Source organism: Enterococcus sp. C50 (genome assembly GCF_040887505.1).
In the GTDB taxonomy this organism is placed as follows: domain Bacteria; phylum Bacillota; class Bacilli; order Lactobacillales; family Enterococcaceae; genus Enterococcus_B; species Enterococcus_B thailandicus.
In genome coordinates this window covers 57,288-76,191 of sequence record NZ_JBFOFW010000008.1, presented here as the reverse complement: position 1 = coordinate 76,191, position 18,904 = coordinate 57,288, and the positions used below count along the sequence as shown (strand labels likewise).

Sequence of the window (18,904 nt, the reverse complement as noted above, 5' to 3'; positions counted from 1 at the left end):
AAGTTGTTTTGGAAACAACATCTGTTAGGACAAGAGGAGCTACAAAAATACTTTTTTGTCATGGTTCCTCTCTTCACACTCTAGTTACTTAGTTGCTCCTTCACGTAAGTCAATAATGCTTCCCGCTCATTTTTCACTACTTGGTTAATGACAGCCTCTTCTGCTGATTGTAGCGCCTCACTGACCCATTGACCCGGTTTTCGATCCATCGTAGCTAGTAAAATTTTTCCATCAATTGCTAATTCTCGTAACGATTTGATTGGAAGTTCTTGATAAGCTTGTCTCACTTTCGCAAGCTCAGGCATTTTCTCAAAGTAAACCATCAGCTCTTCTACTTGAACAGCTGCTGTTTCACCTAACTGATAAAGAGCTGTTGGCAACAATGGTCCTTCTTGACGTAAATCCAAACCTTGAACCAGTGCCTGCACCTCTTTAATCATTTGATTGGAGCACTTCCATTCTTTTAAAAAAGGTCGGACTGCTGAACCAGATAAATCCAATTGATTTAGCAATAGTGCCCATGCTTGGCTTTCTGTTTTCAAGGGGATTTCTGGCAAATCAGCCATTCGTAGTAATGCTTCCCCTTTTCCACTTAAACCAGGACAATAGATGTAACATTCGGTTTCGACAAATGCCCGCAAACCTGCTTGACGATTTTTTCCCAGTAACATTTTAACAAATTCGATATTGACTCGCTCCACTGAGATTTTTTCCAGCAAAGCATGATTTTCTTTGATTGCTTCAAGTGTTTCTGGTTCTAATTCAAAGCCCAGTTGACTGACAAATCGTAGCCCACGCATCATTCGTAATGCATCTTCATGAAACCGTTCATGAGGATTTCCTACAGCTCGCAAAACATGATTATGCAAATCATCTAAACCATCAAAAAGGTCGATAATCTTTCCATCTTCTTTTAAAGCAAACGCATTGATTGTAAAATCACGTCGCTTTAGATCTTCCTCAAGCGAACGAACAAATTCGACTTTATCTGGGCGACGAAAATCTTGGTAAGTTGATTCGGTTCGAAAGGTTGTGATTTCATATTGTTCCTCTTCTTCTAACACCAAAACAGTTCCGTGTTCAATACCGACATCAATCGTTCTTGGGAACAACGTTTTGATTTCTTGTGGAAACGCACTCGTTGCAATATCCACATCATGAATTTCCTGATGCAATAAAATGTCACGAACACTTCCACCTACAAAGTAAGCTTCATACCCAGCATGTTCTAATTTTTGTAAAACTGGAATCGCTCGTTGGTACTCCAGCGGTAATTGTTCTAATTTCATTTTTTCTACCTCTTTAGCATTTCTCTTTGATTGGCTGTTTATCCTTCGTCGACTTGGCCATCTTTTCTCTCAAAACGATAGCGATCTCTTTGATTGAATTTTTCCATATTTTTCTCGAAAATTTCTGTCAAATCGATATCCAGTGAATTAGCCATAATCATTGTAACAAAAAGTACATCACCTAACTCTTGTGCGACAGAATTTTCTTTCTCTGTTTTCTTTTTCGCCTTTTCACCATAAGAGTGATTGACTTCTCGCGCAAGCTCACCGACTTCTTCTGTCAAGCGTGCCATTTGAGCTAATGGGGAAAAATAACCGACCTTGAATTGCTGAATATACTCATCCACTTCCATCTGCATACTTCTTAATGTCCGTTCTTTCTTCATAACGTTCCCCTTTCAAGACTATCCTAACAAAACTTTACAGCAAAACATAGCTAAGAGCAATTGTGAAAATGAAAATTCCATGCTACATTAAATATTGAATTGAAAAAATTTTCTAACTTTTTCAGCTATTTTTATCGAAAGCAGGGATCACATGACAGTATCAAAAACAATTAAAGAGGTTTTCTTTATTATTATCGGAACAAGTATCTATGCCTTTGGACTTGTCTATTTAAATATCGCCAACCACTTAGCTGAAGGTGGCGTTTCGGGGATTACTTTGATTTTACGCGCACTCTTTGGCATTGATCCCGCTTATACAACTTTGCTTATCAATATTCCGTTGATTCTCATTGGTGGAAAAATTCTTGGCAAACGTTCATTAGCATACACCATTTTAGGAACTGTTTCCTTATCAGTTGCTCTTTGGGTTTGGCAACGTGTTCCCATCGAAATCAATTTAGAACATGATTTATTGATTGTTGCCTTATTAGCAGGTCTTATTGCTGGCGTGGGTAGCGGTTTGGTCTATCGGATGGGAGGAACGACTGGCGGTAGTGATATCATCGCACGTATTTTAGAAAAAAACTATGGTATTTCTATGGGACGTTCATTACTCACTTTTGATATTATCGTGTTGCTTGCTTCATTAACTTATCTTGATTTGAAGCGAATGATGTACACCCTGATTGTTTCTTATGTGTTTAGTCGAGTAGTTGATTCAATTCTTGATGGTGGTTATTCTGCCAAAGGTCTATTAGTGGTTTCAAATAAAAGCGAAGAACTGGCGCCTTTATTGATGACTGGATTACAACGTGGCGTCACCTTTTTAAATGGTGAAGGTGGCTTTTCTGGTCATTCAAAAAAATTGATTTACTTAGTTGTTAGTTCCAGTGAATTGACCTCTGCCAAGCAAATCATTCATGAAATTGATGAACAAGCATTCATCTCAGTCATCAATGTTCATGAAGTTGCCGGTGAAGGTTTCACCTATTTGAGACCTCAAACCAAACGATTGAGATTCAGACAAAAAAAAGGGCTGTGACAAAAATATTGTCACAGCCCTTTCTTCTAAATAAACGGTGTTCCCAAACAACTCCTCCACATAGCTTTCATTCACTTCAAAATATGAAGAGCTATTTTGAGTGCTTGCTCGCTATCTTGTCAGAGCTGAACGTTTTGCGCCACAACCTTATTCACGGTGTTCCCCAAGCAGCTTCTTTGTCAATAAGTCCTCTTTTCATAAAAATAGAGAGAGCTATTTTTATGAAAAGCATCCTTATTGCTTGAAGCTAATCGCTTGGAGCCACAAACTCTTTGTTTAGCTAACACCATTTTTATTTGACGCTCTTTGTGCATCTGCTAAAATTTGACGATTGACTTCATCGGATAGTTTCAAAAACGCATCCTTATTTCCGTCTTCTAATGCTTGATCAATTTGTGCGTAAAGCATCTTTAACTGGGCCTCTTGCTCTTTTGCATGGAAGTACCTTTCGACTGCTTCTGTTTCTTCTTCTGCAATCGTTAAATCCCAAGTAGCAAAAGGATTGTCTTCTAAAATGGATAGATATTCACTCGTTTGCCAAGCGTCTTCAAAGAAACATTCCACATACAACGGTTCTGTTCGATTCAATCGAATTTCGTGAAAAATTTGATCTGTATCCGTAAACACTTTCCCTTTTAAAAACAATTTCATCGGTTCACCAGCTACAGACAGGTCACTGATTTGTAACCCACGGGTAGTTTGATCCGCCCCCTCAACAAAATGAACATTTTTCAAAATCGCTTCATGATTTGACAAGTAATTCAAAATCCAAAAAACTTCACGGCGACTAAATGAAACATGGTTCACCATCCACGTTAAAAAATTCTTTTTTTCCCGCACATTTATAAACATCTTGATCACCCCTTATGATAGATCATCTAGTAAAGACAGGGCCTCCATATCTCCAGGTTCATGATGTAAGTAATGTTTTAATAGTTCTTTTGCTTGATCCAGCTTTCCTTCTTCTCGTAAGAAAAATGCGTATTCTTTCAAGAAATCTGGTTCATGTTGCAACTCGTGGAAAGCCTGCTCGTAATGGAGCGCTGCGACAGCAAAATCTTCTAATTCATTATATGCATGAGCCAAATTCCATTCGGCATATGGATTTGCTGTTTCTTCCATTTGGTTGACTGCATTAATAACGTCTTCATAACGTTCTTCATTTAAATAAAGATTACTTAAAGTCAATAACGTATCATCTTGTTTTTCACCTAGTTCAAGAGCTTGCAACAATAATTTTTCTGCACTTTCTTTGTCACGCAAACGAAAAGCATTTTCAGAAGCCAAATGATACAATTCAACTTGATAAGGATTTTCTTTGATTCCTTCCTCCAATACCGTTTGTGCTTCTTCAATCAATTCTTCTTCCTGTAGCGCTTGTCCTAAATACAGATAAAGCGATTGGTACTGAGGATTAACTGTTCGTAGTTCTTGTAAGTAATTGATTGCTTGTTGGTTTTCTTTTAATTGTAAGTTTGTAAAAGCTAACTGGAACAATCGATCATCTGTGCGATCTTCCTCTAATGCTGCTTCTAATGGTTTGATTGCTGCCTCAAATTCGCCTTGCATGCTTAGTGATTGGCCTAGACGCTCTTGCATCGAAATGCCAGAAATTTCTTTGATCTGGCTATTTAACAAGTTGTCATAAATGACAGCAGCTTCTTTAAAGCGATCCACTGAAAAATACAATTCTGCTAAAGCAAATTGAATCAAAGGTTCATCAGGAAGCAAACTAGCAGCTTCTTTTAACTTTGCTTCACTTACTTCTGGAATACCAATTACTTGATACAAATCAGCAATTGCCAATAACGCTTGCGGATAATAATCACTTTCTTTACTTACCTTTTCTAGATACGTAAATGCTTCGTCAATCTCATTATCTTCAATCGCAATTTCTGCTAATGGAATATTTAAGCCATCATTTTCAGGATATTGCGCTACAAGTTGTTCAAAAATTTGTTTTGCTTCTTCTAAAAAACCAATCGCTAACAATTCTTCACCCAATTCAGCTAAAACGTCTGCTGGATCTTCCTTTAACGCCTGTACAAGTAATAGTTGAGCCTGTGCTAAATCTTCTTCAGACAAGGCTTGTAACATTTTTTCACTGTATGTTTTCATTCAATTCCCTCTAATCTCATTGACAATCCTTTGATATCTTGTCATCATTTTCAACAATTCATTCTCATTTGGCGAATGGTATCCTTCTATTATACCAATTTTTTCTAAAACAAGAATCTTTTTGCTTTTTTCTGCTAAAATCAAGACATTTTCTAAATATTCAGCTTCAGATAACTGTTCCAGCCAATCAATTGGATAACCAAGATGCTTCAACCAAATAAAAAAATTTTTTAATTGAAAAGAAATCTCGTTACGCTCAATGTTCCAAACTAGTTGAAAAAGTAATCCTAAAAATTTTTTCATGCTTGCTGATAATAAATGTCCGTTTTCTGTTAGATAAAAAGCTTGCTCAAATAGTTTACCATAAGTTGCAAGATTTTCCGCCTCTTCCTGGTAAAAATGAATCATTTCTTCGAGCATCCCAGCAAAAGGTACGTTGTGTAGTTTTTGCTGTGTTGAGTAATTTTTGTACAAGTTCTGTAAGAAACCATAATCACAAATCAATCCACAAACAACGAACGTCAAAAAGTCGATCTGTTTGCCTTCAACTTGGCGATCACTAATCGTTTGGTCAAAGAAAATTCGTTCTGGCAAATTTTCTGTTTCTAATACAGCCTGATAAGGCGACTGTAAAATGCTGCGTTTGTTTGTCAATGCTCCACCAAACGAACGGGCAGATACAGGAATCAACCAAAGTTTCGTTGAAAGGATCGTGTGTTTTTGAAAAAAACTAGCTAATTCCATAATTCCTTCATTTCCAAATCCAATCACGATCAGTCGTTGATTTTCCGGAAAACGTTTCACATAGTCTAAGAGATGCGCAAGCTCTGTTAAGTTATTGCATTGCGCACTATTCGTGCAAATATACCAATCAATATTCGCCTGATCCGCAAAGAATTGATTCATCTTTTCTGAAAACAAATCATAATAACGCTGATTCGTTAAGAACAAGATTGGTTCTCTGATAGCCAATGGTTTTAACAGACTGCTTAACGTTTCGCCGTAAGAAATCGTCGTGGTTTGATTAACCATGGAAAACGTAAGTTCCAACACGCATCCCCCCTTTTCTTTATTTTACCATTATTCAGGAAAATCCTGAAAAGAAAACCAATACATCTTCTTCAACCCAAAAGAGAAACTTTTCACTCAAAAAATAATTAAATGAACCACACTAAATTATTTTTATGTATTTTACTACTAATAAAAGGAAGCCTCTTCAAAAGGAAAGTATGTTTAACGATGAAAAGAATAAAAAATAGTTTTGATTCCGCAACTTTACTTGTTCACTGTTGTTTTTAGTAAGTTATGCTACCAAGAATAATTCTGAACATTCAGCAATCACAATTGAAATCATTTCAACAACTCAAATCATTTCGATAATAATTATCACAACTAACACTCAACTACAATCAATTTACCAAAAAAGTAAATCTCCAGAAAAGACTACCCAATAGGACTTAATCAAAACATTGTTGCAAAAATAATTAGATTATCTTGAATTATTAAAAGCCCCTCGTGTTTAGCAATCTGTTCCAGCGTCTGCAAATGCCACAACTGCTGACTCAACTAGACTTCAAAGTGAGAAGCCTACCAATCCGCAACAAGTTCAGAAAAATATTGAAGCAACCCTCGGATGGTGAATAAAGCAATCCGTTGCTTTATAGTTCTATTTCGGTTTTTATTTTATGTTTATTAGCAAAACTTTATATTTACGGACTGTTAATTGAGGAATAAAATTAAACTTGAATGGAGGAGAAAAGAATGAAAACATGGCAAGTGATTGTGGGTGTATTGGCAGGAATTGTAGTGTTAGTTGGCGTTTTTATCTTGGGGTTACTCACCTTCCCACTTCTGACCTCAAAAGAAAAAACAGAACCATCCGTATCAACACAAGAAATAGTCCAACAGACTGCTTCTTCAACCACTTCAAATGAAGGAATTACTGAAGCAACCCAGCAAACGACACAGCTGCAACCAGAAAAACAAACATCAGCAGAGCAGCAAGTGCCAGAAGAAAAAGTTACAGTCGATCCAGTATTAGCAAAAGCACTAGCTACTAAAGCGATACCTTTAACAGAATTTACTTATAATCCTTATGATTTTGATTTAGACCAAGCTACGATTACAAATGGCACAGCTAAATGTATTGGGTGGATCCAAGCTGAAAATCCAGCTGGACTAATTGAAGTGGAATATCATTGTTTTGCTTGTGATAGCATCTGGACTGGGAAAAACTACACTTATGATTGGACGAATCAACAAGAAAGCGCTAGAATTACTAATTTCACAATCGTTGGGGAACCTTGTGAACATCAAAAAGCGTTAAAAAATAATGGATATATCAGTTGATAGCCTAAGTGAATCATTTTTATTTCTATGTAGAACGAGACGGGGACAAAAGTAAGTAGTTGTAAGAAAGCCTTGCTTTTTGGTCGCCATCTATTCATGAAAAAGTGTCTGAAGCAGAATCATTTTGATTCGTATTTCAGACACTTTTCTATTTTATTTACTCAACATTTGTGAAAATAAATTTTCTCTGTCTGTTAAATTTCAGAGTTTGTTTGTGTGTATTTTTATCGTTTTGGAATCGTTAAAACATATTCTTTGAAATCAACGTCTTTTGCACCGCCTACTGTATTACCATTAACATCATTAGTCAAACGAATTTTAACATAAGCTTTTTTACCAGTATGTTTAGTGATATCAAGACTCCCATCAAACCCCGGTCTATTGTCGCTTGATAACCCGTAAGCTGCGTTCACATCAGGACGATCAATATCTTTTGCTTTTTGACGGTCAATTTCTTGACCGTTTGTTGCATCCATCAAAAAAATAAAGCAGTAGTTAAATTTTTCTTTTCCTGCATGTGCCCAACCAGCTTCACGGAATGAGCCGACTGGATATTCAGTGAATTTTTCTAATTTTGCTGTCATACCATTAACCGTTTTTGCAGGGCTTTCAGCAATAATTTCATCATGTTCATTGTTTCCTTCACTACTTCCATCTGGCTGCAAAGCTGGATTATCATAATATTTTTTGATTTGAGTAATAAAGTAATCTTGCATTTTACCGGTAATTTCTGTTGGTACTGCAAAAGTCGAATCGTATCCGCAATGTTCCATCAAAGATCGCTTCGGACACTCAGTTGCTGAAAACTGATGATGACATTTGACCGTATCACGGCTTACTGGTAAGCCATAATAATGCAAGTCAATCGCAGCTTGCCAAAAAACATTTTGTTCTGCTTGTAAAAAAATGGCCTTCACTGTTTCACGATTCCCACGAACTTCATAACCTAAATAACTATTGTTCCCATCAGAATTTGCTACATGCCATGCGCGATTGTAAGTATCTTCTGTGCGAATAATTGTCTTTTCATCCACATAATAATGGGCAAATCCAGCTTCTAATTGTTTAGGCGTCATATTTGCCAAGCGATTCATTTCTTGTTCTGCTGTCGTGTTCGTCCAAGTGTTGTGGATGACAACGCCTTTTACACTCCCAGCCCGCTTACCTGCCACACCTCGGCAAACGGAATTATTAATAATTTTGACCATTATTTTTTTCCTCCATTCTCTTCCTCACCTTGTTTTTCTGATGTCTCTTTTAATTTACTAAAACGACTTTTGACAAATTCTGGTACTGGAATTCCCAGTTGTCCTAGATTTTCAATGACAGAAATGCCGTATACCGCAATATAAGAAAAGACAAATGCTGTTGCTACTCCTTCAAATCCCATAATTTTTAAATACGGGTAAGCAACCAAAACCAAGCCAACAACAAGCAAATGTTTTACAATCCCCATCAAACCTTTCGTACTATTCGTTTCTTTAACAAAAATCCCTTTGCAGATTCCCGTTACAATATCTGCAATCACAATCCAAACAAAAATTTGAATGTAGATGTTATTTAGTAATCCTCGGAATTCATTCCATAGTAATAAATTATCAATAATCAATCTGTTGCCACCTTTCTCTTGTTAAATTTCTGCGTAAAAAAGCGTACTCAATTGAGTACGCTCGCTAGCTATAAGTTAATATCATTTATCGTTGTCGTAATATGATCAACGTTACAATCTAACAAGTGTTGATGATCTTGTTTTTGGTATAAAGTCCACGTGTTCACTTCTATACCATGATTATGAAATAATTTCACCTGTTCAGCCGTTAAATCTTCTGCGCTCTGAATCACATCCACATCAAAATTATATTGTTCACATGTATTTAGTACATCGTCATTTAGATTGTACGTAATCCACCATATATTGGCATTAGGTAAATGTGCGCGTAATGCTTTCACTACATCAATTCCAAAACTCATCAAAACACAATTATTCAAACAAATATATTTTGAAATTGTCGTGTATAACGTTAAGTATGCTGACATCGGATAATTTCGTTGTCGCAATTCGATGACTGGTACAGCTTCATTTGCTACACATGCTTGCAAATACTCTTCTAATGACGGAATAACTCTCTCTCCATCCGTTAAATTGTCGATATTTGGTCCTACATCTAACCGATATTTTCTTAATTCTTCAAAAGTCATATCTTGCACCCATCCTGTCCCATTTGTTGTATGATCAATGGTTAAGTCATGCATCAGTACCCAGACATTGTCTTTTGTATTGATAATGTCATTTTCATATGCCTTTATGTTTTTTGGCGCTTTATAAAAACCCGGCAATGAGTTTTCAGGATATTCCTGACTGTTCCCTGCATGTAGGATGTATTTTGGAACAACCAGGCTACTATTTTTCTCGGCTTTTTGCCGTCCCTATCACTTGACCCGCAAATTGAGCTGTCCCAGATGTGCGGTTCCATGAAGCAAACTGAAACCCAACAGTTGTCATACCAGCTTGACAAACATCATTGCCTATATTTGATGTTGCAATACTACCAGTTCCATAAGCATTATTGTTAAATTGAAATTCTTCAGGAATACTTGCAATAGAAAGTGGTGTTTTCCATGTTCCAGTATTCGTAGATGGGCTTAACGCATAACTTACAATAACTGTTTCACCTACCCGCTCAAAATTGATCCAACCAGTAAATCCATCACTAAATCCAGACGTAACTTTCAAGCTAGACAAATTATTTATGACTTTATTATACACATCTGCAAAACTAGACTCACTCACAACGTTTGACTGTTCAATCGTTGGAATTTCCGTAAAATCTTTTTTGCCACCTACCGATTGATTTTTCGTCAAGTTAACAACGTCGTCACTTTTAGCTACTGTCTGCCACGGCTGAGCCAAGGTGTTTGTAACTACTCTATATATTTGAGTGAACGGTGCTTGATACATCGTCAATGTCTGACGAGCATACACACTTCCAGCTCCTCCTTGAATCTCCATGTGAACATGTGAGTTAGCAAATTCTGGCGGAAGTGTGCTATAGTCACTCATTGTTTTTAAGCTAGAGTTCGGTATATAGTACCAACCTTTATACAACCTCGCCCACTGTTCTAATCCATCTGGCTTAGCAGGCAAGTCTTCTAATCTCCAGCTATCGCCATTGTCTTTAGTCGTCTTGTACATTTGTGCATCATCTTGAGAAACGTACTTACGCCATTTTGTGGCGTCATAACCACTATCCGTTTTCACTACAATACGCCAGTAACTGACAGGTAATTGAGCCTTTCCGTCCAAAATATTACTAGTAATTTTTTGGAAATAATTTCCAAGTGACGAATTCGGAATATTTTCGATATATGTCCCATAAATAAATTCTGACGGTAAACTAGAAAAATCAGACATTGCTTTGCTTTCGTTTGTGGTTAAATAATATATTCCTGAATTCTCGCTTAATTCAAGATAGCTAGTTGCTTGTTTTCCGTTAGTGGTTGCTTCAGCAATTCGATGTGCTGCACCTTGATAATAGCTACTTGATAGCATCGTGCTGTTTGTCTGCGCATATTCTGACCAAGGATTCCACGTAACGGGCGAAGCTGATTCTTGTTTACGATATAAATGTCGAGTGTTTGCTACAGCACTTGCCGTATTTCTATACCATTCTTGTACGACTACTCCCCCTGCGTCACCAGGATAGACAGTTATCCAGCCAGACCCTGCCATACCAATTTGCCGAATATAATGATCCGCCGGAATAAAGGTATTTGATTCTGCGCTTGTAATGTAGTAAAAGCCTGGTCGAGTTAAATCATCAATGGTACTTGGACGAGGATTTAAGTCTGCTAAACGTAATGCCTTGCCACCGTCTGAAGTCAGTTTTGATTTTTGAAAAGAGCCAAAATCAATTGTTCCTATTTCAGCTTTGAGTTCAGCCAATTTTTCGACAGTTTCTTCAAGTGTTTTTTCTGTTTCTGGTAATTGCTTGTTTATTTCATTGATAGCATTCTCTTTCGCCAATTCTACTTCATGTAGTAACACTTCAAAATTTGCTACATAATAGTCTTTAGCCTCTTCGTATGCAGAATCAAAAGGACTTTTTTTCATTGTAAATGCTAAATGTAGTTCATCAGAACTTGATCCATCATCAAAAGTTAAGCCGACATACATATCAACCTTTCCACGATAACCTAGAAGAAATTCAGGAATAGTGATAGCTATCTTCCCATCAATGATACTAATTTCTTCTATATCTGTTCCCTCAAGTACAACTTTTTTCCATTTTCCGTCTTCTTCGATGATTAAAAGCACTGTAGGATTTGCATTTAATAAATCATATGGTCTCCCTCTGTGATCTACAAATTTCAGGATAAATTGTGAACTGTTTCTATCAAAACTATAAAAAACATAGTCGTTTCGCCCTTCAACACGGCCACTCGCATGTGGTTTGATAACAATATCATCTTTTTTTCTAATTGACATTTTTTTCACCTCCCTCACTTATTCCTAGCAATACCCACAAGTTGGCCAGTAAAGGCTGCAGTACCGCTTGGCCGATTCCATGCTCCAAATTGAAGACCAGCTTCGTTCATCCCAACCACGCAATTTGCATTAGCTACTTCACTAGAAGAGATAGCGCCTGCAGAATAAACAGATTGATTAAGAAGATAAGTATCTACGATTGTGTCGATAGGTATAATGGTCATCCATGTCCCCGCATTTGCTTTTGGTGAAAGAGAGTACGAAATGATAACAATTTCGCCAAAACGTTGCATTTTCACCCATCCAGCCGTTTCATTTTTAAAGCCTGATTCAATAACTAAAGTTGTTGATGATAATGCAAGTGATTTTCCTTTAAATGTAGGTGCTTCTACGAAATTCTTTTTTCCTGTCACGTCTTGATTATCTGTGATAGTTACTGCTGTTTTTCTTATGACTTGAGTAGTTGTCGCTGGCGTCATTAGTTTTGTGCTATTCGTCCCTGTTTGCACTTCTTCAATTGTCGCTAATCGAGCATCAGTTTGCTGCACAACTCTTTGTGGTGTCATGAACTTATTGGCTGCCGTTCCTTGCTCCGCTTCTGTTTTTGTAGCAGTGGAAAAATTATCTATTTGATCCGTTTTCCCTTCAATTTCGGCAATTTTATCAACTAATCCACTGAAATCCTCATTTTCAATAATATTAGCAATAATATTTTTGTAACGTTGATAATAGTCAACTAATTCTTTTAAGTCCCAAAAGTAATTTCCTTCCCAAACATTTTTTCTGATTCCGGGAAGGATTTTATAAACGAATTTCATCGTACTGAATGAGTCCGACTCTGGTGTGTCACTATCAGCAAAGCTAAACCAAGCTTCAAATTTACCCACTTTTTGCAAGAATGCATCAATTAACGTATATGAAGCGCGACTATTTGTATAATCAACACTTTCTACCTTATCGCGTACTTTATAAGGTCCGATTTGAGCATTAAAAAAAACAATTTTTCCCTCAAAATCTAGTAACTTTCCTTCTTCTATTATTTCAGCTTCAAAAATTTGGCTATTTTTGTCGTCTTGAATGATACGAATTAAAGGTACATTGTTGTTAGGTGTGGTAGTACTTAATATCATTTTATGATTTGTCATTGTTTTCCTCCTTTAAAATTCAATATAGTTTCTTGGATTATGAAAATGATTACTCGATGACGGGTAAAACTCATCCATAAATTGGAAATGCAGATGTTCACCTGTGGATGGTCCAGTCGTTCCCATCAAGCCGATTTGCTGACCAGCAACCACTTTTTGCCCTTTAGAGACATCTACTCGACTTTGATGCGCATAGCCAGTAAACATTCCATTTGGATGTTTTATAACTGTGTAATTTCCGTACCAATCAAAATATTCTGCACCCGCAGTGATGACTTCGCCATCGCATGCTGCAAAAATCGGGGTGTTAGAATTTCCATTCACCAAATCAATTCCATTATGAAATTCTTGTTGTCCAGTAATTGGCGATGTGCGCCATCCCATCTCGCTTGTAACTGTGATTGGACTTGCAATAGGCTTGACGTAACCCTCATTTTGGGGAATTTCCAAATTTACAAATTTGTCATACCATTCTTGTGCCCACACACTTCTTTCCGGATGCGGTTCGCGTGGTCGTTCAAAATTGGCCACAAACGCTTCTGCAGCCAGATTAATATCAGTTAAATTCATGAATTGCGTCCATGTATATGGATAAGCGCTAGTTGCAATCCATTGTCCGTTCGACGAATGCCACATTAATAACTTGAACTGAGCTGTGATTGTATCTGGATCTTCTGTGACTCCTGCTTGTGTCATCAAATTAATCATATATACACGCCCACTACTCACACCTGTCGAATCTGTCCACTGCCACACACCGTAGCCAAACCCTGGGGCACCATTTCCTTCATCTGCAACTGGACTCGCATCAGATTCACCTTGTGCATTACCTAATAGAGCGGCTGCAGCTTGTTTCGTAAATCCAGCACTAATAGCCATTGCCCAAATTTGCCAATAACGTTTGTCACGATCAGAAGTGACTTCTGGTGGATATTGTCCATTCCAGCTTCCATCATTTCCTCCAGAATTCCCACCACCATTTGTATCAATTTTCACACCATTTACATAAAGCTCTTTGACATCCAATCGCCCATTTACTTGTACTTTCCCTTCAAACGTTACGTCGTTTTTAAAGACAACCTTTCCCTCACTAAACGTACCTTCTCCCAAAAGTTTGTACTTCCTCTTTTCGCCATTCGATTCTTTGGGAATCTGGAAAACAGCTCTCGAACTACCACTTTCATAAGCAGAATTAATGGAAAAAATCTGTCCCGGATACTGGATGACTGCAAATCCATTTGGTTTACCAGCTCCCGAAGTTCCTTCGATTTTACCTACAACTTCCCCCTCAACTGCCTTTTGCCAATTCTCATTCGTGTAATTTAAATCTTCTGGTGTTTCTTTGTAGTATTGAAATTCTAATGATCCTCTATCTAAAACGGCTTGGTAAGTCATATTTCGATGAGCCGATTTCAACATGACACCCTCCACAAGTACTCCATTCAAAATACCTGCACGAATAAAATTCGCATTGAATTGACCATCTAATGACCAAGCGGTTGTTGAAGGACCATTATGAACATCTTTGATTGTTTTCCATTGGCCTTGCTTACATTGCTTAAATGAAATTCCAGAATTATTTTCAATCATAAAATACTTCGAGTTAGGAATATTTTTCCCGTCCATATAAACCGTTTCATATACTTCACGGCTATTGCTAACACCCGCTTCAATTCCATTTACCTGATAAACAGAGCCACCATTTTCTCCAGCACCACGCATGATATCATCTTGATATTTTCCGATTTCAGTCGATTGATAGAAGTTCATTTTCGTTGTTTCCAAATCAGATAAGTTAGTTGAAACTTTTGCTGACTGTTTTCTTGTATCTTTTGTTAAATTGTCACCTAATTCAACCGTTGTTTTTCCAGTTAAACGATTGATTTTCGTCTTATAGATTCGAGTGGCATAATGATACCCTTTGTCATATCTATGAATAGTTACCGTATTACCAATCACATCACCGTCTGTTACTTCTGCTCGAAATTGCGCCAATGGTCTAGCCGAATCCAGTAAAGTCAGATAAGTATTCTTTAGCAATTCTTGTGGGTCATCAATATCGTCAAAAACAACAACCGTTTCTCGTTTATACATCTTTCCATTCTTTTGTGGGATACCAAATTTTTTTGTTGCTACAGGATCTTCAATGAAAACTTGCCCTTTAGGTTTATCTAATGGATCTCCGCTTGCTTTTTTCCATTCCACATTGGTAAAATCAAGTCGCTTTCCTTGGCCATTTCCAACATTTTCACCTTTTCCACGACCGATTATTGAAGTATAAATAGTGCTTTGATCGACTTCTTTAATCACAGTCAATGCTTTGCTGCCATAAGTAAATCGCGTATTAGAAAGTGAACCAATCTGCTGATGTACTTCGATCCACTTATCTTTGATTCCATCCGCATCAAGCGTGCAGAAAAATAAAAACTCCATTCCGAAAGTTTGCAATTGCTTTAGTGCTTCTCGTACAGAAAGATAATCAAAAGTTACTGTAACCTTAGATAACTCTGGTTCGACATAACCCAGCCGCCAGTTTCCGCTAGTAAAAGCCAATAGCTCATTAAGTAAAGAAGTAATCGATTGATTCTTTGCTAGTACCCGGCTGATAATATACGAATCCAATTCATCCGGTGCAAAACCAATTCCAGTAAATTCAAGCGTTTCATTCGGATCACTTACTTTAGTAATTCGATACAATGAAAAAGACGATTCGCTTTCACGAACCGCCATAAATTGCGCGTTTGCAATTGTCTCATCAAATTTCGTTGTAACATAAAGCACGTCGTTCAATAATTCTTTTTTCTCTGCAGTAATTTCTTTTTCTTGAGAAACTTCAATTAAATTCTTCACATCTTTTCGTTTAATCAAATGCTGAAAGTTATCAAAAAAATAAACTGTCGAATTCAAATAGTCGCCCCCCTATAATAAATTTTTAGTGTTCCGTTACTGCTTTTTATCTCTTGCCCTTGTTCCAGACAAAAATTTTCAAAATCACTGTCCAGATCAATGATTGATGTCCAGTCTGCTCCGTTTACTAATACACGTTGCTCAGCAAACTGAAAAACGATCTTATCACCGATTTGGATTGGTGCATCACTGATGCTAATGGTCTGTTTTCCATTAGTGATAGTAATTGATTGATTATTTGACAACACCGCTTCGATTTTACGTGGTGTCACCGGGAAAAAAGTTGGTATACCAACATAACCATCTGTCACAAATTCTTTCGTGTACTTTAATGGATCAACACAAAGAATTGTAAAACTAGAAATAACAGAGTTAGATTCACCACTGACTGTTTCGGCAGAAGTATAGCGTCCATAATAATAGTAATCTAGCTCATCATAAAAACGGAGCTCAACATCATTTGATCGATACAAGTGATTCAATAAGGTTTTAAACTTAAACTGCAAAGTTTCTGGATTACGATCCTCAAGTTTATACGTGATTTTCAGTTCTCGTACTGGAAGTGTCTGGTTCATCACAATTGCGCCCACTTGGATTGCTTGCTGTTCAATTTCTGCTGAAAGCATTTCTCTTCCCTCAACTTTTAGCGTTTGGTAACCTTCAATTAGTTCTTCCAAAAAAACACCATCATAGCTCATGGCAGAAGTTGGAAGAAATTGTTCGAACATGTGCCAGCTCATCACGGTATCTTTAAATGAATATAATTTATTTTTCCATTCTTCCATTTTTCCCTCCTAAAATTCTAAATTCAATTCTGTTCCTTCTCCTAAAGCTTGTGAAATATCATCCACGAAAGCTCTAAAATTCTGTTTGCCCAATGTAATCGTAAATACTGCTGGCTTTGCGGAACCTGTAGAATTTATTCGATGTTCAACTTGTGTATTCATCTGACCGTTCGCTCGAGTTAATGTCGCTTCCAAATCTAAGTCGCGTACTGGTTGAAATCCATCGGCTAAATGATCCGCCATTGTTCCAATATTTTTTTGAACAGTATAGAAGCCATTGGTTAATCCTTGATTTAGTCCTGACATCATTGCTTGCCCTGCAGGAATCAAAATTTTACTGTCATAACTAACTGGGCCCTTATGTTTAACAATCCAATCTGCAATGCCAGTAACAAATTCTTTTCCTGCTTCCCAGGCTGCTTTTAAACCATTGATAAAGCCATCAATAATCGCTTTTCCTGCTTCTAAAAGATCGATTTCTGACAAGGAACCAAACAAATCTCGAATTCCTCCAATAATGCCATTGACAATCTCTTTCGCTGTTGCCATAAAGGTTGAAAAAGAAGATGTTACAAAATCACCAAAAGTACGGACAATTGACTGAATTCCCGCTAATACACCATCCCAATCACCTTTAATTAAGGCTAATACGGTTTGAATGATTCCCGAAATAAAGCCCATAATAAAATGAATCGTATTTTGAATCTGATTAAACACACCACTGACTACTGACAAAATGACGGATAATACTGTTTTGAACACATTAGAAATGATTGCCCAAGCTGCTTGAACAATTACTTGTACTACCGTGCTCCATGCAGTCCAATATGCTTGAATTTGACTCAAAACAACTTGAACAACTAGTTGAATTGCAGCTAAAACAACAGTAAAAACATTCTGAATACTTGTCCATACGGTACTGACAACATTCATAATCGTCTCCTGATTTGTTTGCCACCAAGTTAAGAGCATCGCAAACATGGTCTGAACAAAAGTCGTGATCGTTGTGATTACTGGTTCCAAAAATGACTGGATTGCTGTCCAAGCAGTAATGATCGCTTGACGAAATGTTTCATTGGTGTTCCATAAATAGATCAATGTTGAAACTAAAGTCACGACAGCAGTGATAATAATTGCTATCCAGTTCGCATTCATTGCAGTCGTTAATAATTTCTGTGCAATCGTTGCACCTTCCGTAGCCTTTGTCCAAGCTTGATATGCAGTACCTAAACCAGCAATCTTATCCTGGATTCCAACAACTGTAGAATAAGTGGTTAAAACATCATCAAAACCCGCCATCGTTTCACCAAAGCCAGCCCCTTGTATCCCATTATTAACAGCACTTGTTACCTCGGAAATTTTTCCAATCAGGTCTTGAAAACTTTCTACTTCTTTTGAAGAGGAACCAGCTAGATCCATTGTTGAAGCTTTACTAGTAAGCTGTTCAAATTGCTTGACCGTTTCCTTTAATGAATCAGTGACTGTGTTAATAACTGAATTAAGTGAGTCAAAACCAGAAAGATTACTTGTCATTGATTTGATTGCTTTGCTTGCCTTCTCAATGCCTGTATTCATTGCACCCAAAGATCCTTCACTAAAAGCTACAAGAATACTTTCCGCTGTATAGTCTCCCATAAATAACCTCCTTTCTTAAGTATTTGCCTTTTTGACCAGATCCAAGAATTCTTGATTTTCACCTTGTGGTAGATAGCCAACAATTTTTTCTTGTAGTTTTTCATAATCAAAGAATGACTGAAATGTTGGATAAACAGGTACTTGTTTTTTCCCCTTTTTAGCCTGGGCTTGAACTTCATAATTTTTCCAGGCTGCAAGATGTAGAAAATATTCTTGATCCAATTGTCTTAACTGATATGCTTTTTGTCGTAACTGATATTCAGAAATCGTCATTCGATCAATTTCAAGAAAATCATTCATTTCTAAATAACGTAAACAGTTCAGTTGCACTTGCTGGTATATCTCAGTAAAATTTATTGGTTTGCTTGAATGCGTTCTAGCAACTGTAGGGTCTTGTTCTTCGTAAATTCCGACTTTTTTAGCTCTTCTAAGAGTTCTTCAAACAATACCTCAGACCCATTTTCCACGATATAATTTGCTAAATCGTCTTCACTAACCTTTGGTGTCTCGGTGCTGTTTGCAACTTTTAGCATCTCAACTAACGTTTCGACATCTTTATTAAAAAAATTCGATAAAATACTTTCTAGGCCCATTTTCAAAGTTAAGCCATTTTCTGTTACCGAATAACGACGATTCATTTCCTTGATAAAACCATAGCCAAATACAAATTGGTAGTCTTTTTCTTTAATCACTAAGTTCATCTTGTCTCTCCTTTTTAATTCTGATATTCAATTGTTTTTGATAAAAAATGGATTGTGTTAG

The 18,904-nt window shown here is 37.0% G+C and carries 17 protein-coding genes; 2 read left to right on the top strand and 15 right to left on the bottom strand.

Annotation, left to right across the window (positions count from 1 at the left end):
- Positions 1–80 precede the first annotated feature (80 nt).
- Positions 81–1,289: a CCA tRNA nucleotidyltransferase gene (locus AB3I20_RS10515; RefSeq protein WP_067484946.1), complete on the bottom strand. Its 1,209-nt coding sequence runs from the start codon at positions 1,287–1,289 to the stop codon at positions 81–83.
- A 38-nt stretch (positions 1,290–1,327) separates the two neighbouring features.
- Positions 1,328–1,675, bottom strand: coding sequence for a nucleotide pyrophosphohydrolase (locus AB3I20_RS10510; protein ID WP_071869072.1), 348 nt, complete (start codon positions 1,673–1,675; stop codon positions 1,328–1,330).
- Positions 1,676–1,826: 151 nt separating this feature from the next.
- Here AB3I20_RS10510 and AB3I20_RS10505 point away from each other — a divergent pair, with 151 nt between their 5' ends.
- Positions 1,827–2,717: a YitT family protein gene (locus AB3I20_RS10505; RefSeq protein ID WP_067484940.1), complete on the top strand. Its 891-nt coding sequence runs from the start codon at positions 1,827–1,829 to the stop codon at positions 2,715–2,717.
- Positions 2,718–2,993: 276 nt separating this feature from the next.
- On the opposite strand, the gene AB3I20_RS10500 is transcribed toward AB3I20_RS10505, so the two are convergent.
- From AB3I20_RS10500 to AB3I20_RS10490, 3 genes are read right to left on the bottom strand one after another with little or no spacing between them, the layout of a single operon-like run.
- Positions 2,994–3,569 carry a ReoY family proteolytic degradation factor gene (locus AB3I20_RS10500; protein WP_071869071.1) on the bottom strand — a complete coding sequence of 192 codons (576 nt, stop codon included), beginning with the start codon at positions 3,567–3,569 and terminating at the stop codon, positions 2,994–2,996.
- A 12-nt stretch (positions 3,570–3,581) separates the two neighbouring features.
- Positions 3,582–4,835, bottom strand: a complete 1,254-nt coding sequence (locus AB3I20_RS10495; protein WP_075491761.1) for a tetratricopeptide repeat protein — start codon at positions 4,833–4,835, stop codon at positions 3,582–3,584.
- The gene (locus tag AB3I20_RS10490) at positions 4,836–5,885 is read right to left on the bottom strand and encodes a hypothetical protein (protein WP_067485102.1); all 1,050 of its coding nucleotides are present in this window, start codon (positions 5,883–5,885) and stop codon (positions 4,836–4,838) included.
- A gap of 711 nt (positions 5,886–6,596) precedes the next feature.
- On the opposite strand from AB3I20_RS10490, the gene AB3I20_RS10485 reads away from it, so the two are divergent.
- Entirely contained in the window at positions 6,597–7,184 is a 588-nt protein-coding gene (locus AB3I20_RS10485; protein WP_067484931.1) for a cell envelope integrity protein TolA, read from the top strand.
- A 224-nt stretch (positions 7,185–7,408) separates the two neighbouring features.
- Here AB3I20_RS10485 and AB3I20_RS10480 read toward each other — a convergent pair whose 3' ends face one another.
- From AB3I20_RS10480 to AB3I20_RS10435, 10 genes are all read right to left on the bottom strand, one after another.
- Entirely contained in the window at positions 7,409–8,392 is a 984-nt protein-coding gene (locus AB3I20_RS10480; protein ID WP_270660579.1) for an N-acetylmuramoyl-L-alanine amidase, read from the bottom strand.
- Positions 8,392–8,793, bottom strand: coding sequence for a phage holin family protein (locus AB3I20_RS10475; protein ID WP_270346456.1), 402 nt, complete (start codon positions 8,791–8,793; stop codon positions 8,392–8,394). Before AB3I20_RS10475 ends, AB3I20_RS10480 begins: the two co-directional genes overlap by 1 nt.
- Before the next feature lie 68 nt (positions 8,794–8,861).
- Positions 8,862–9,563: a glycerophosphodiester phosphodiesterase family protein gene (locus tag AB3I20_RS10470; RefSeq protein ID WP_270346488.1), complete on the bottom strand. Its 702-nt coding sequence runs from the start codon at positions 9,561–9,563 to the stop codon at positions 8,862–8,864.
- A gap of 22 nt (positions 9,564–9,585) precedes the next feature.
- Entirely contained in the window at positions 9,586–11,670 is a 2,085-nt protein-coding gene (locus AB3I20_RS10465; RefSeq protein ID WP_271027187.1) for a BppU family phage baseplate upper protein, read from the bottom strand.
- A gap of 14 nt (positions 11,671–11,684) precedes the next feature.
- Positions 11,685–12,815, bottom strand: a complete 1,131-nt coding sequence (locus AB3I20_RS10460) for a BppU family phage baseplate upper protein (protein WP_095803519.1) — start codon at positions 12,813–12,815, stop codon at positions 11,685–11,687.
- Between the two features lie 12 nt (positions 12,816–12,827).
- Positions 12,828–15,722, bottom strand: a complete 2,895-nt coding sequence (locus AB3I20_RS10455; RefSeq protein ID WP_368027291.1) for a phage tail spike protein — start codon at positions 15,720–15,722, stop codon at positions 12,828–12,830.
- The gene (locus tag AB3I20_RS10450) at positions 15,719–16,507 is read right to left on the bottom strand and encodes a distal tail protein Dit (RefSeq protein WP_368027290.1); all 789 of its coding nucleotides are present in this window, start codon (positions 16,505–16,507) and stop codon (positions 15,719–15,721) included. The genes AB3I20_RS10455 and AB3I20_RS10450 overlap by 4 nt, the downstream gene beginning before the upstream one ends.
- A 9-nt stretch (positions 16,508–16,516) precedes the next feature.
- Entirely contained in the window at positions 16,517–18,142 is a 1,626-nt protein-coding gene (locus AB3I20_RS10445; protein ID WP_368027289.1) for a hypothetical protein, read from the bottom strand.
- Positions 18,143–18,157: 15 nt separating this feature from the next.
- On the bottom strand, positions 18,158–18,442 hold the full coding sequence (locus tag AB3I20_RS10440; RefSeq protein ID WP_231885462.1) for a hypothetical protein: 285 nt from the start codon (positions 18,440–18,442) through the stop codon (positions 18,158–18,160).
- A gap of 53 nt (positions 18,443–18,495) precedes the next feature.
- A complete protein-coding gene (locus AB3I20_RS10435; RefSeq protein ID WP_067484904.1) occupies positions 18,496–18,843 on the bottom strand; it encodes a tail assembly chaperone in 348 nt (115 codons plus the stop codon).
- Between the last annotated feature and the right edge of the window lie 61 nt (positions 18,844–18,904).

Bases quoted from the DNA above. Each gene is read 5' to 3' on its own strand.
- AB3I20_RS10460 (WP_095803519.1), bottom strand. From the start codon at position 12,815: ATGACAAATCATAAAATGATATTAAGTACTACCACACCTAACAACAAT.
- AB3I20_RS10500 (WP_071869071.1), bottom strand. From the start codon at position 3,569: ATGTTTATAAATGTGCGGGAAAAAAAGAATTTTTTAACGTGGATGGTG.
- AB3I20_RS10480 (WP_270660579.1), bottom strand. From the start codon at position 8,392: ATGGTCAAAATTATTAATAATTCCGTTTGCCGAGGTGTGGCAGGTAAG.
- AB3I20_RS10440 (WP_231885462.1), bottom strand. From the start codon at position 18,442: ATGAATGATTTTCTTGAAATTGATCGAATGACGATTTCTGAATATCAG.
- AB3I20_RS10465 (WP_271027187.1), bottom strand. From the start codon at position 11,670: ATGTCAATTAGAAAAAAAGATGATATTGTTATCAAACCACATGCGAGT.
- AB3I20_RS10495 (WP_075491761.1), bottom strand. From the start codon at position 4,835: ATGAAAACATACAGTGAAAAAATGTTACAAGCCTTGTCTGAAGAAGAT.
- AB3I20_RS10450 (WP_368027290.1), bottom strand. From the start codon at position 16,507: ATGGAAGAATGGAAAAATAAATTATATTCATTTAAAGATACCGTGATG.
- AB3I20_RS10485 (WP_067484931.1), top strand. From the start codon at position 6,597: ATGAAAACATGGCAAGTGATTGTGGGTGTATTGGCAGGAATTGTAGTG.
- AB3I20_RS10510 (WP_071869072.1), bottom strand. From the start codon at position 1,675: ATGAAGAAAGAACGGACATTAAGAAGTATGCAGATGGAAGTGGATGAG.
- AB3I20_RS10515 (WP_067484946.1), bottom strand. From the start codon at position 1,289: ATGAAATTAGAACAATTACCGCTGGAGTACCAACGAGCGATTCCAGTT.
- AB3I20_RS10435 (WP_067484904.1), bottom strand. From the start codon at position 18,843: ATGAACTTAGTGATTAAAGAAAAAGACTACCAATTTGTATTTGGCTAT.
- AB3I20_RS10445 (WP_368027289.1), bottom strand. From the start codon at position 18,142: ATGGGAGACTATACAGCGGAAAGTATTCTTGTAGCTTTTAGTGAAGGA.
- AB3I20_RS10505 (WP_067484940.1), top strand. From the start codon at position 1,827: ATGACAGTATCAAAAACAATTAAAGAGGTTTTCTTTATTATTATCGGA.